14 protein-coding genes are annotated in these 12,683 nt (G+C 63.5%); 8 read left to right on the top strand and 6 right to left on the bottom strand.

What is annotated here, in order from left to right; genetic code table 11:
• Positions 1-740: 740 nt before the first annotated feature.
• From rpmH to KBX17_RS03500, 8 genes are read left to right on the top strand one after another with little or no spacing between them, the layout of a single operon-like run.
• Positions 741-878, top strand: coding sequence for a 50S ribosomal protein L34 (gene rpmH, locus KBX17_RS03535; protein WP_005287695.1), 138 nt, complete (start codon positions 741-743; stop codon positions 876-878).
• Between the two features lie 3 nt (positions 879-881).
• Positions 882-1,250 (top strand): ribonuclease P protein component, encoded by a 369-nt coding sequence (gene rnpA, locus KBX17_RS03530; protein ID WP_005287697.1) that lies wholly within the window; start codon positions 882-884, stop codon positions 1,248-1,250.
• On the top strand, positions 1,247-1,516 hold the full coding sequence (gene yidD, locus KBX17_RS03525; RefSeq protein ID WP_156774791.1) for a membrane protein insertion efficiency factor YidD: 270 nt from the start codon (positions 1,247-1,249) through the stop codon (positions 1,514-1,516). Before rnpA ends, yidD begins: the two co-directional genes overlap by 4 nt.
• 29 nt (positions 1,517-1,545) lie before the next feature.
• Positions 1,546-2,709, top strand: a complete 1,164-nt coding sequence (gene yidC, locus KBX17_RS03520) for a membrane protein insertase YidC (protein WP_255994638.1) — start codon at positions 1,546-1,548, stop codon at positions 2,707-2,709.
• 1 nt (position 2,710) lies between these two features.
• A complete protein-coding gene (rsmG, locus tag KBX17_RS03515) occupies positions 2,711-3,322 on the top strand; it encodes a 16S rRNA (guanine(527)-N(7))-methyltransferase RsmG (RefSeq protein WP_256018529.1) in 612 nt (203 codons plus the stop codon).
• Between the two features lie 13 nt (positions 3,323-3,335).
• On the top strand, positions 3,336-4,268 hold the full coding sequence (locus tag KBX17_RS03510; RefSeq protein ID WP_305082889.1) for a ParA family protein: 933 nt from the start codon (positions 3,336-3,338) through the stop codon (positions 4,266-4,268).
• A gap of 3 nt (positions 4,269-4,271) precedes the next feature.
• Complete coding sequence (locus KBX17_RS03505; RefSeq protein WP_256004140.1) at positions 4,272-5,282, top strand: ParB/RepB/Spo0J family partition protein; 1,011 nt, start codon at positions 4,272-4,274, stop codon at positions 5,280-5,282.
• Positions 5,279-5,914 (top strand): hypothetical protein, encoded by a 636-nt coding sequence (locus KBX17_RS03500; protein WP_256018527.1) that lies wholly within the window; start codon positions 5,279-5,281, stop codon positions 5,912-5,914. The genes KBX17_RS03505 and KBX17_RS03500 overlap by 4 nt, the downstream gene beginning before the upstream one ends.
• Here the strand turns inward: KBX17_RS03500 and KBX17_RS03495 are convergent.
• The 6 genes from KBX17_RS03495 to murJ form a co-directional block, all read right to left on the bottom strand.
• A complete protein-coding gene (locus KBX17_RS03495) occupies positions 5,868-6,488 on the bottom strand; it encodes an alpha/beta fold hydrolase (RefSeq protein ID WP_256018526.1) in 621 nt (206 codons plus the stop codon). The two genes, KBX17_RS03500 and KBX17_RS03495, sit on opposite strands and share 47 nt — an antisense overlap.
• Complete coding sequence (locus KBX17_RS03490) at positions 6,485-7,663, bottom strand: N-acetylmuramoyl-L-alanine amidase (RefSeq protein ID WP_256004135.1); 1,179 nt, start codon at positions 7,661-7,663, stop codon at positions 6,485-6,487. The genes KBX17_RS03495 and KBX17_RS03490 overlap by 4 nt, the downstream gene beginning before the upstream one ends.
• A 65-nt stretch (positions 7,664-7,728) precedes the next feature.
• On the bottom strand, positions 7,729-8,049 hold the full coding sequence (gene trxA / locus KBX17_RS03485; protein WP_005287722.1) for a thioredoxin: 321 nt from the start codon (positions 8,047-8,049) through the stop codon (positions 7,729-7,731).
• Positions 8,046-9,005 carry a thioredoxin-disulfide reductase gene (gene trxB / locus KBX17_RS03480; protein WP_256018649.1) on the bottom strand — a complete coding sequence of 320 codons (960 nt, stop codon included), beginning with the start codon at positions 9,003-9,005 and terminating at the stop codon, positions 8,046-8,048. Before trxB ends, trxA begins: the two co-directional genes overlap by 4 nt.
• Before the next feature lie 113 nt (positions 9,006-9,118).
• Positions 9,119-9,691 carry an RNA polymerase sigma factor gene (locus tag KBX17_RS03475; RefSeq protein ID WP_256004119.1) on the bottom strand — a complete coding sequence of 191 codons (573 nt, stop codon included), beginning with the start codon at positions 9,689-9,691 and terminating at the stop codon, positions 9,119-9,121.
• Between the two features lie 67 nt (positions 9,692-9,758).
• Entirely contained in the window at positions 9,759-12,677 is a 2,919-nt protein-coding gene (gene murJ, locus KBX17_RS03470) for a murein biosynthesis integral membrane protein MurJ (RefSeq protein WP_256018524.1), read from the bottom strand.
• Positions 12,678-12,683: the final 6 nt, after the last annotated feature.

Here is a 12,683-nt window from a genome sequence, read left to right as displayed (position 1 = left end):
TTCTCCCTTAAATATGCCTCAGCCAATGAATGATGATGGATGATTGGACTGCATATCATCCACTGGCCTATTCACATCCCGTTCAGATATGAACATCGCTTCTACCTTGTACTCCACAACGTTATCCACAGGTGTGGGATTTGCCCCAACGGAGCTTTTCCACAAGTTAGGCTCCTCGCTGTGGAATTCACTTTCCTAAGAGAAATATGGTTTGACCTGCCAGAAACATAAGTTACCGCGTTGAACCTTAAGGTTTCCTTGAGATTTATCCACAGGGAGAAGCTTCCTGTTCAATGAAGTTGTGGCGATAGAACTGTTTACCCTCCGTTCAGCCCCGATGTCTACAAATGGCCCAATCGTTTACTTTCTACATCGGGCGATCCGGGGTGCAGCGTTACGTTCGCTTCTCCTCTTCCGCAGTAAGCGTCGGCGTGTCGCCAGCTCCCCTGTGGATAACTACAGCCATGTTATTTCGGGGGTAGCTTGAAGCGGGAAGCGTCACCCCCGCTGAAAACCCCTGTTTGCTGGGAATTAGCTGTGTCTACAGCGATTTGTGTCACCCCGTGCAGCTGCCGTATCCTGTTTAGGTCTGTCGCATCCAGGGCGTTGCCCGACGGATGTGCGTGAGAGGACCACTGCGCTTCCACCACCGGGTTTCATGCGCACGCTCTCACTGAAGTTCCATCTTTGGCCGCTTCTTCCCCGGTGGGCCCGCGGCCGCAACGTCAAGGAGTAAACCCGTGCCTAAGCGGACTTTCCAGCCCAACAACCGTCGTCGTGCACGCAAGCACGGCTTCCGTACCCGCATGAACACCCGCGCCGGCCGCGCCATCGTTTCCGCACGCCGCAAGAAGGGCCGTTCCAAGCTCAGCGCGTAAACCGTGCTCCCGCGCGCCCACAAACTCGCATCATCGGCGGACTTCCGCACGGTCATGCGCAAAGGCGGGCGCGCTGGTACCCGCACCGTGGTGGTGCACTACTACACCCGAACCGATCCTGTCATCACTGGCGGGCCGCGGTTCGGGTTAGTTGTTTCTAAACAAGTGGGCAACGCGGTCACGCGCCATAGCGTTTCGCGGCGTCTGCGCCACGTGCTGGCGGGGTTCATCAGTGAGCTCCCGCGCGAGGTGGACATTGTGGTGCGCGCCCTGCCGCCAGCAGCGGAGGCCACGAGCAAGCAGTTGCTTGACGACGTCTCCTCCGCCCTCCCCCGCGCGCACAAGAAATCTAAGCGGGGGCGCCTGACGTGAGCTACTACAACACCGATGGCGAAGCCATTCCGGCCCCCCGCGGACCTGTGGGTTCCGCACTCGTGGGCGCGGTGCGGCTTTACCAAAAGTGGGTTTCTCCCCTTAAGATGGTTTCGACGTGCCGCTTCGAGCCGACGTGCAGCGCCTACGCCTTAGAGGCGGTGTCGCGGCATGGAGCAGGCAGAGGGAGTTTGCTGGCCGTTGCCCGTGTGTGCAAGTGCGGGCCGTGGCACCCGGGCGGATACGACCCCGTACCGCTGACGTAGTTTTTGAGATCCAGGAGTTAGTTGGACCTGTGCTGAATTTCATTTATTGGCCTATCTCAGCGGTGCTGTGGTTCTGGCACAAGATTTTCGGATACATCTTCTCGCCGGATTCGGGCGCCTCGTGGCTGCTGGCCATTGTCTTCCTGACGTTCACCATCCGTATCTTCCTGGTCAAGCCGATGGTCAACCAGTTGCGCGCCGGCCGGAAGATGCAGGAGCTGCAGCCGCAGCTGCAAGAGATCCGCGCGAAGTACAAAAACGACCAGCAGAAGATGGCTATGGAGACCCAGAAGGTCTACAAGGAAGCCAAGATGAACCCGCTGGCCAGCTGCATTGTTCCGCTGGTTCAGCTGCCGGTGTTCATTGGTCTGTTCCACGTGCTGCGCTCGTTCAACCGCACCGGTACTGGTGCCGGCGGTCTGGGCATGTCCATCGAGCAGAACCGCAACACGGCGAACTACATCTTCTCCCCCGAAGACGTGCAGTCCTTCCTGGATGCCCGCATCTTCGGTATCCCGCTGTCGTCTTACATGTCCATGCCGGAGGAGCAGTTCGCGGCCTTCGCCCCGGTGGACTTCACCCGCATGAACATCATCATGGTGGCTCTGCCGCTGGTGCTCATCTGTGTGGTGATGACCCACCTCAACGCCCGTCTGAGCATGTCCCGTCAGCGCAAGCGCATGGCCAAGAAGAAGGCCGAGGATGAGCTGCGCGGCAAGAAGCCGTCCCAGGACGGCCCGCTGTCTCCGGAGATGATGGAGACGCAGATGAAGACCATGAACGGCATGATGCTGTGGTTCCTGCCGGCAACCCTGCTGTTCACCGGCTTCCTGTGGCACATCGGTCTGCTGACCTACATGGTGTCCAACAACGTGTGGACGCTGGTGCAGACCAAGCTCGTCTTCGACAAGATGGACAAAGAAGAGGCTGCTGAGGAAGAGGCCAAGCGCGAAGCGCGTCGTGCTTCTGCCCCGCAGGTCGGCGCGCGCAAGGTGGATAACCGTTCCAAGAAGCAGCGCGCCAAGGACGCACAGAACCAGGCGCGCACCAACGCGAACACGAACCACCCGGAAGGTGTGACTGAGCCGGAAGAGCAACCGGAACCACAGTCGGAACAGAAGACCCGCCAGCAAATCCAGAACGAGCTGAGCAAGAACAACAAGAGCAAGAAGAAAAAGAAGAAGGGGAAGTAGGGTGCCTGACGTCGCAGCGGAGATCTTCGGGGACCGTCTGCCGTTGGCGCAGGCGTACCACGACTCGCTGGCCACGACTGCCGCGGAGCGCGGCTTCATTGGCCCGAAGGAAGTTCCCCGTCTGTGGGACCGGCACATCTTCAACTGCGCCGTGATTGGCGAGGCCTTCAAGGAAGGCCAGCGCATCGCGGACATCGGCTCTGGTGCCGGCCTTCCCGGCATCCCGCTGGCCATTGCGCGCCCCGATTTGGACATCACCCTGATCGAGCCGCTACTGAAGCGCTCCAGCTACCTCAGCGAGGTCGTTGCGGAGCTCGATCTGACCAACGTCACGGTCATTCGCGGTCGTGCAGAAGAGCAGAGAAAGACGCTTTTCGACGCTGTGACATCCCGCGCTGTCGCCCCCCTGGGCAAATTGGCGTCCTGGTCGCTTCCGTTGGTGTGCCCGGGAGGTGCGATGGTGGCGATGAAGGGGGCGTCGGTAAGCGAGGAACTCGAACGCGACGCGAAACAGATCGCGAAAGCCGGCGGCGTGGATGCCGATATTTTCACTGTTGGTGAGGGTGTTCTGGAGCAACCCACAACCATGATCCGCATTGTCCGGTCCAGTTAGTACTCTGTCAAGCATGTGGGATGACACTCCGATCGGCGCAGCCGCTCAGCGCGCCGCGCAGATGAACTCGAACAGCGCCTCCGTGCCGAAGCCGGAGCGCCCGCGCGTGTTCACCGTGGCCAACCAGAAGGGCGGGGTGGGTAAAACCACCACCTCGGTGAATCTGGCTGCCTCGTTGGCGCGGATGGGCCGCAAGGTGCTGGTGATTGATTTGGACCCGCAGGGCAACGCGTCCACCGCGCTCGGGGCTGCGCACCGCGATGGTGAGACCTCCAGCTACGAGCTCCTCATTGGCGATGCGCCTGCGGAGGAAGCTCTGCAGCGTTCCAGTGACAACGAGAACCTGTGGTGCATCCCGGCGACCATTGACCTAGCCGGCGCCGAAATCGAGCTGGTCAGCCTGGTTCGCCGCGAGTACCGCTTGGCAGATGCGTTGCGCGGAGGCTTCCTGGAGGAGCATGACTTCGACTACGTCTTCGTGGACTGCCCGCCGTCGCTGGGCCTGCTGACCATCAACGCGATGAATGCGGTGGATGAGGTGCTCATCCCGATTCAGTGCGAGTACTACGCGCTCGAGGGCGTGGGTCAGCTGCTGAACAATATCTCGATGATCCGCCAGGCGCTCAACCCGAACCTGCACATCTCAGCGGTGCTGCTGACTATGTACGACGGGCGCACGAAGCTCGCCGAGCAGGTGGTGGATGAGGTCCGCGGCCAGTTCGGCGACGTGGTGCTGCGCAATGTCATCCCGCGCTCGGTGAAGGTGTCGGAGGCTCCCGGCTTCGGCCAGTCGGTCATTGAATACGATCCCGGTTCGCGTGGAGCATTGGCGTATTTCGATGCGGCGATGGAGCTGGCCACCCGCGGCGACTACCAGCCGCATTCCAGCACGGGCCCGATTGGTGTCAGCCCGGAAATTGCCGCGGAGTTGGGTGAGGAGGACTAAACCATGGCAGAGCAACCGAAGAAGAACAACAAGGGCGGATTGGGCAAAGGCCTCGCCGCGCTCATCCCGTCCAACGCGGACCACCACCAGAAGACGGGTCCGCTGGGTGACGGTGCGGCCGATGTGATCATCGGTAAGAAACCCGCCCCGAAGAAGGTCAAGGGTGCCCCGAGCATCCCCGCCCAGGTCGCCCCGACGGCGACGGTGGCTGACTCGATCGGTGCGAGCTACCAAGAAATCCCCATCGGGGACATCTTCCCCAACGCGAAGCAGCCCCGCAGCGTCTTCGACGAGGATGAGCTCGCCGAGCTGGTTCACTCCATCAAGGAGTTCGGCCTGCTGCAGCCGATCGTGGTCCGCCCGGCATCGGACGGCTACGAGCTCATCATGGGTGAGCGCCGCTGGCGTGCTGGCTCCAAGGCGGGGCTGAAACGCATTCCCGCGATTGTGCGCGACACGTCCGATCAGGACATGCTGCGGGATGCTCTCCTGGAGAACATTCACCGCGTTCAGCTCAACCCGCTGGAAGAGGCCGCTGCCTACCAGCAGTTGCTCGAGGAGTTCGGTGTCACCCAGGAGCAGCTCGCTGATCGGCTGGGCCGTTCCCGCCCCGTGATCACCAACTCGATCCGTTTGCTCAACCTGCCGGTGCCGGTGCAGCGCCGCGTCGCCGCCGGTGTGTTGAGCGCCGGCCACGCCCGCGCGCTGCTGGGCGTCAAGGTGGGCCCGGAGGCTCAGGAGCAGCTCGCCGACCGCATCGTTGCTGAAGGTCTGTCCGTCCGCGCCACGGAGGAAGCCGTCACGCTGTTGAACAAGAACGGCGTGATGCCCGAAAAGACCAAGCGCGAGCCAGCACCGCAGCCGGAGTTCCTCTCCCAGGCCGCCGAGCGCCTTGCTGACGAATGGGACACCAAAGTCTCCGTCACCATGGGCAAGCGCAAAGGCAAGATCGTCGTCGAATTCGGCGACCGCGACGACTTCGAACGCATCATGGGGCTCATCGAGGGCGCATGAGCCTGCCCCGGGCCAGCGTTGTCGCGCTCACCTCGTCCACGCTGAGCAACCTACACCCGCAGGCCGCGCGCAGCGTGTTCTGGGAACTCGACCCGCTCAGCGAGAACTACCAAGGCATCGACTCCCAGATGGACAAGTCGGCCTGGTTGCTCGCGTTGGTGTACGAGCAGAAGACGGCTGGGTTTTCGATCGTCGATAAGCGGGCGCATGCCACCTTGCTGATGTGCCCGCCTTCGGCCGCTCCTGGGGCTGTGCGCCTACCCACCGCGCCTGTCTCCGCCGACGCGTACTGCCTGACCAGCTTGCATATCGACGCAGCCTTCGCGGGCATCGGTTGGGAGGCAGTGCTTGTCGACGCCGCAGTGGTCGACCTCACTTCCCGCGGCCTCCCCGCGGTCGAAGCATTCGGGGTGAAGGCGGATTTCTCGCACGAACTGACCGGGATGTGCAAGACTATCGTCGAGCACGCGGAGCAGATCGGTCTGATGCCGGTGGAGGTGCTCGAGTCGGCAGGGTTCAAGATCGTCGCCGACCACCCTGTCATTCCGCGGCTGCGCCTAGAGCTGCCGCCGGAACAGGGGCTGCTCAGTGAGGCCGAGATTGCTGAGCTTCTCGCTCAAGCCCCCATTTAGTCAGCTCCGCGATCTCCATATCCCGCGGCATGAGCGGGTGCTTCGGGCCGCTGGGAATGGCTTTGACGGCCACGTCCGCCCCGTTGTCGGACGTCAGGAAGGACGAACTGTGCGGTGTCGCCCACGTGTCCGCCCGGGAGTACAGCGAGGTGTACACCACCCGCGGATCCGTCACCGGAGCGTTGGCGCCCTGCAGCTGCTCCTTCGCTCCCGGGCCGCCGAGCAGGTTGATAATCCACCACGGCACGCGCGGCACCCAGCCACTGAAGTCCGTGCCGTAAAAGGGCGTGCCCATGGTGACCACGCGGCGGACCTTGATCTGCTCCTCGTGCCGGTTGTTGGACACGTAATGCACCGCGACGTTGCCGCCCTGCGAGTGCGCGATGAGATCCACCTGCTTCGCCCCGGTCGCCTCGAGGACGGTGTCAATGTTGTCGGACAACTCCGCAACGAGGTCGAGGAACGGGCCCACTCCGTATAGCCCCGGCAGAAAATCGGGGTCGTTGAAAATCTCCGGATGGATATCCTCGATCACATCATCGAAGACACCCTCGACCTCGTCGCGGATGCTCACGCGCGTTCCTGACGCAGCAGTTCGGTGAACGTGAACGTGCCCGTCGGCTGGGTATCCTGTTCCAGCAGGTAGAGGCGCTTCACGGCGACAACGATCGCCTCGGCGATCGCGTCGCGCTGCGTCGGGTCCGTCACCACGGCCACGTCGTGCGGGTTGGTCAGGTAGCCCGCCACCACGGCGACGGACGGCATCTGCGTCATGCGCAGCAGCTCCCACGTGCGTCCGTGGTTGAAGCAGTTGCCCAGCGGGGTGCGGGCGACAATCTCGCGCTGGATGTAGCCAGACAGGGTCTCCCCCGTCATTGAGGACGCGCCCAGCTCCGAACCGAAGTAGAACGTGGCCACACCATTGGCTTTCTCGTTCTGGTAGCGGTCCAGCTGCAGAGAAATCACCAGGTCAGCGTCGAAACTGTTGGCCAGGTCCGCACGCGCCTTCGGCGACGGGTTGTCCCCGCGCGGGCGCGACATGATCGTCTCCATGCCGGCGGCGATCATCCGCGCCTCCACGCGCGACGCCAGGTCCCAGAGAATGTCCTCTTCAGAGATCTCACCGTAGGGCCCCTGCACGACGGCATGCTTATCGACGTCTATATCCGGGTCGATCACGACCCTCTTCCCCGCCAAACGCGGGCCGGCCAGGCGGACTACCTCGCGCTCGCGGATGGCCTGGGTGGACCCGCCGGTGATGCGGCGGCCGAGCAAGCTCAGCGCATGCATGGTCTCCGGGCCGCAGATCCCGTCGTCCTGGATACCGTAGTTGATCTGGTAATCCTGCAGGGCGGCGTGGGTGTCGGGGCCGAAGTGACCGTCGATACGCCCCGAGTAGAAGCCCAATTCCTGCAGCTGTTTCTGCAGTTGGCCGACATCGTCGCCGACCATGATCTGGCCCGGCTGGTACGACAGGACGCGCGCGCCCAGCGTGTAGGAGGCGTGACGCAGCTCCCGCAGCGTGATCTCATCGATATCGCCGGAGGGCAAAATGCCGCGGGATTGCTGGAAAGCTTTGAGGGTTTGGGCCAACTCATCGTCGAAAAGCATCTCTGCCTGGGAGAAGCTGCGGCGATTCCACTCGCCCACGTCACCCTCAAAGCCGGGGAGCAACCCCAAGCGTGCGAGGGTCGAGCGGACTTCGGCGACGCGCGCGCTGGAGTCACCCACCCGATAAATACGCAACACTTCTCACCTTTCAGACAGTCGGCCAAATGGACAGTCTCATAGTACTGCTATTGGTCCGGAATGGCTCAGAGGTGGTTGCGCACCCGGGATACGATCTCTTGCTTGGGCACCAGGCCGACGAACTCGTCGACCTTCTCGCCGCCGGAGAAGATCATGACGTTAGGGATGGACATGACCTGGAACATCGCCCCCAGGAGACGCTCCTGATCGACGTTGACTTTGGCCACTTTGATCTGCCCGTCCATCTCTTCTGCGATCTCGTCGAGAAGCGGGGACAATTTCTTGCACGGGCCGCACCATTCGGCCCAAAAGTCCACCAGGACCGGGATGTCGGACTCGACGACCTCAGACTTGAACGTGGATTGTGTGACGTTGATCGCTGTCATGAGTGGGCCTCCAAGTAGTGCTCGGCGTCGATCGCCGCGCGGCAGCCGGAGCCGGCGGCGGTGATGGCCTGACGGTAGTAGTTGTCCACCAGGTCGCCGGCGGCGAACACGCCCGGCACCGACGTCTTGGTGCTCGGCTGATCGACGACGACGTACCCGCCCTCGTCGGTATCCACCTGGCCGTTCAGGAAACCGGAGCGCGGGTCGTGGCCGATGGCGACGAACATCGCGGTGGCGTCCAGCGTGGACTCCTCGCCAGTGACAGTGTCCTTGATGCGCAGGCCAGCGACCTTCCCACCGTCCTCAATGACCTCTTCCACGACGGAGTTGAGGAGGAACTCGATCTTCTCATTCTCCTTCGCACGGTCAAGCATGATCTGGGAGGCGCGGAATTCCTCACGGCGGTGAATGATGGTCACCTTCGAACCGAAGCGGGTGAGGAAGGTCGCCTCCTCCATCGCCGAATCACCGCCGCCGACGACAGCAATGTGCTGGTCCTTGAAGAAGAAACCGTCGCACGTCGCGCACGTGGACACGCCGCGGCCGGTCAGCTCCTGCTCACCCGGGATGCCCAGGTGGCGCGGAGCCGCGCCGGTGGCCAAGATGATGGCCTTGGCGGAGTACACCTCATCGGCCACGTGGACCTTCTTGATGTCGCCGTCCAGCTCGACGCGGTCAACCATCTCAGCGCGCAGATCCGCGCCGAAGCGCTCTGCCTGTGCACGCATTTCCATCATCAGGTCCGGGCCCATGATGCCGTTCTCAAAACCGGGGTAGTTCTCCACCTCGGTGGTGTTCATCAGCTCACCGCCGAACTCGTAGCCTTCAAAGACCAGCGGTTTCAGGTCGGCGCGGGCAGTGTACAGCGCAGCGGTGTACCCGGCCGGGCCGGATCCGATGACAATGACCTCCTGCACCTCGTCCGGGTTGGCAGCCGTGGCAGCGGCCTCCTGCATCGGCTCAGTCGTCGCGGTCTCCGGAGCGAACGCGCCAAGCGCGTTGGCGGAGGGAATGTTGGGGATCTGCGGCTCAGTCATGGCTGTCAGTGTAGTGCTTAGGTCAAGTGATCCTAACTAACAAGATTCACGTCCTCATCGATCATCTGCAGCAGCATGTCCCGGGCACGGTACCTGCGGGACTTCACTGTCCCGGGGCGCACGCCGAGCTCGCGGGCGGCGTGGTTGATGGACAGACCTGCGACGTCGATAAGCAACAGCGCCGAACGGTTCGCGGCCGGAAGCTTGCCCAGCACCTGCATGAGCGCGAGCCTGCGGTCGAGGTGCGTCAGCGGTTCATGGGACAGAGCCCGGTTGGTGTCGGGGCTGATCTTCTCGTCGTCGTCGATGCTCAAGTGGCGGCGCTTGTTGTCCGCGCGCTTGAAATGGTCGTAGCCTGCGTTGAGCACGAGGCGGCACAGCCACGTCCCCAGGCCCGATTCGCCGCGGTACGTCTCCATCTTCACTGCTGCTTTGAGCAGTGCGTCCTGCATGACATCCTGCGCGTCATGCTCATTGCGGGTGTAGCGCAGCGCGAGCGCCCACATTTGGCGGCGGTAGCGCTGCACGATCATCGTGAACGCGCGCTGATCCCCCGCAAGATAGGCCGCCACCAGCGCTTTGTCGCTGTAGTGCTGTGCATGCATGGTGTCCCCCCGATTGATCCCCCTGTGCTGCACCCCGATTGTGGCACGCGCGCACACCGGGTCGCACCTAGTTGTTGCGCACTCCAGTGTGCAACGCACGCTTGCCGACGACGCTGACCTCCTGCACCGCAACCGCCGTGCCATCCGCACCCGTGAAAGCGATCTCCAACCCGTTGAGCGTCGGGTTGTCGGTGATGTCGACGGTATGCTGCGGGCCGCCGGTGAGCGTGCCCTCTGCGAGAACCTCGCGGTTGCCTCCGGCAAGACCGTAGATGGTGTACTCCAGCCCAGGGCCGGGCTCGGTGTGGAAGATCAGCTGATCGGCGATGAAGGGGCCATCCGTGGTGATCGTGAACTTCTGTCCGGGGGTGACGGTGGCGGTGGTGGCGCCGTCGCCGTCGACAAGCGGGGCGAAATTCTCCGGCTCCACCGTCAGCGGGGCGATGAAAACCGGAAGCGACTGCGCCTGGCTTACCGGGCCGGACTCGGTAGCCACGTCGCGCACCGGGTTGTCCGGCTCATCGCGGAATTGGCTGAGCACGTACGTGGTCAGCAGCGCGACCATGAGGACCGCGCTGATTGCTACCGCCACCAGAGCCGTGATGCCGAATGCGCCGAGACCGCGCTCGCCGAAACCGCGCACCGGTGGTGTATCGATCTCTTGCTCCACCGGCACCTGCACGGTCTCGCCAGGTCCCTCGCCAGAGAGGTTGTGCAGCAGGTCCTCCGCGAAGCCCAGGGCGGCGTCATCGGAATCAAGGTCCGCGCCCGGCAGGACGGCGGGGAACGCTAGGACGATGGCGCCGTCTTCAGTCACGCGCATGCGGTCGCGGTTGTCCAGGCCAAGGGGGACGCCGTGCTGGTGCGCGAAGGCCACAGACTGATTCAGCGGCACCATCGCGTCGTCGACTGCCTGCTCGAGCAGCGGGGCGCCCGACTCGGCCACGGCCTTGAGGGACGACCCCGGTACCCAGTCCGAGACCACAAGGCAGCCCATGCGGTACGGAATCGCCTCCAAGATCGGTGCCACACCGGGCAGCTGGAGTTCGCGCAGGCGGTGGGTGCGGTGGGAGACACCGGCGGCGTCGATAGCAGCCTGGCGCGGAGCGACAGGAGCAAGCGGTGCCGCACCGCACGTGTCCACGAACGTCAGCGCCACCATCCGGCCGGTCCGTTGCTCCCGGGCCTGCCAGAAGCGGGCGCCGGTGGCGGCACCGTGGTCCTTCAGCAGACGGAAACGCCCGTCGGACACCGCGGCACCCGGGATCAGGCGCGGCCCGCGGACGACACCGGCGGACATCGGCGGCGGGACCGGGGACGCATTGAAAGTGTCCTCCAGCATGAAGGTGGATAGAGCCGGCGCGGACTCCTCCACCGGAGTGCTGCGCTTGAAGCGCTGCATGACTGTCTCCACCTCAGGCAGTTTGGAGAAGGACAGCACCACGGCGGTGACGGCGACGAAGATGACGCCGAGCACGGCGATCTCTATGAGCATGCCCACGGAGCTGCGCTCGGGCGAGACCATGCGCACTACCGAGCGCACGGCGAAGACCGCCCCGACACCGACCAGGCCAGCAAGCGCTGCCCATGCGGAGGTCTTGAGGACTTCTCCTGTGCCCAGCGAGCCGAGCTTGCTGCGCAGCAGGAAAGAGCCAATGACAGCGCCAGCGACAAAGCCGAAGCCGTTGGCGGCGCCGAGCAGCACCACCACCTGATCGGGGCGCGTCGCCGCGAACGGAGCCAGCAACGCCAGAACCACCTTGGTGAAGGTGATGCCGGCGATGATGAAGGTCGGCGTCCACGCCTCCTCGCGGGCGTAGAAAACGCGCAGGTGCAGCATCACCAGCGCGTACGGGATGAGGGCGAACGCGGAGAAACTCAGCGTCAGGCCCAGGGTGCGGGCGTCCTCGGAACTGAAGTTGCCGTAACGGAACAGGGCGGTGCCGATGTCGGGGCCCAGCGCCGTCATGAACATGATGATCGGGATGATGGCGATGAACGTCAGCTTCGTGCCGAGTGTCAGGTCGCGGACGACGGCTTGGTCATCGCCGTCGGCGGCGTTGCGGCTCAACCGCGGCATGATCGCCGTCAGCAGCGTCACACCGATGATGCCGTAGGGCACTTGCAGCAGCAGCCAGTGGTTCGCGTAAATGATCGGCGCGGATTCGTGGACGCTCGAGGCGATGCGGTTGTTGATGATGTAGCCGACCTGCGAGATGGCCACGTAGGTGATGATGGCCAACGCCATCCCGCCGAACTGCTTCAACCTGTCGTCGATGCCCCACTCGAGCCGCAGGTCGACGCCGGTGCGCCTGAGCGCCGGCAGCATGATCAGGCACTGGACCACCACGCCGAACGTGGTGCCGAGGCCTAACAACAATACGTGCGGATCGGTGACAGGTGTCGGGTCGTCCGGGTGAATGGACCCCGGCACCAGCATGTAGAGCGCCATGACTGTGATGGTCACCACGTTGTTCGCCACCGGCGCCCACGCGCCGGGGCGGAACACTTCCTTCGTGTTCAACACCGCCATGAACAGTGAGAACAAGCCGTAGAACATGATCTGCGGCAAGAGCAGATACGCGAACGAGGTGGCCTGAACGACGTTGACTTGGCCGTCGCCATCGAGCATCAGCCGTGTCAGCAGTGGTGCACCGACGAGCGTGATCACCGTGGCCACAGTCACGAGCGTGAACGTCAGCGTGAACAGCCGCCGGATGAAGGAGGCGCCGTGGTCCGGATCCGCTTTCTCGGCGCGCACCAGCACCGGCACCACCAGGGCGGTGAGCACCGAGCCGAGCACGATCTCCGTGACCATGTTCGGCAGCGTGTTCGCCGAGATGAATGCCGATGCCACCGCGCCGCCGAGCGCCGATGTGATCATCACCGTGCGGATGAAGCCGGTGATGCGCGACATCAGCGTCGCCACTGCCATTGAGCCAGTGGACCTTACGACGGAGCGGTCCGAAGTTTCAGCTTTCTCCATAGGGGT

Origin of the sequence: Corynebacterium sp. CCUG 65737, from assembly GCF_024454115.1 — a bacterium.
GTDB lineage: Bacteria > Actinomycetota > Actinomycetes > Mycobacteriales > Mycobacteriaceae > Corynebacterium > Corynebacterium genitalium.
Note: the sequence above shows the minus strand (reverse complement) of the source record. Positions and strands in the feature narration are given on the sequence as shown.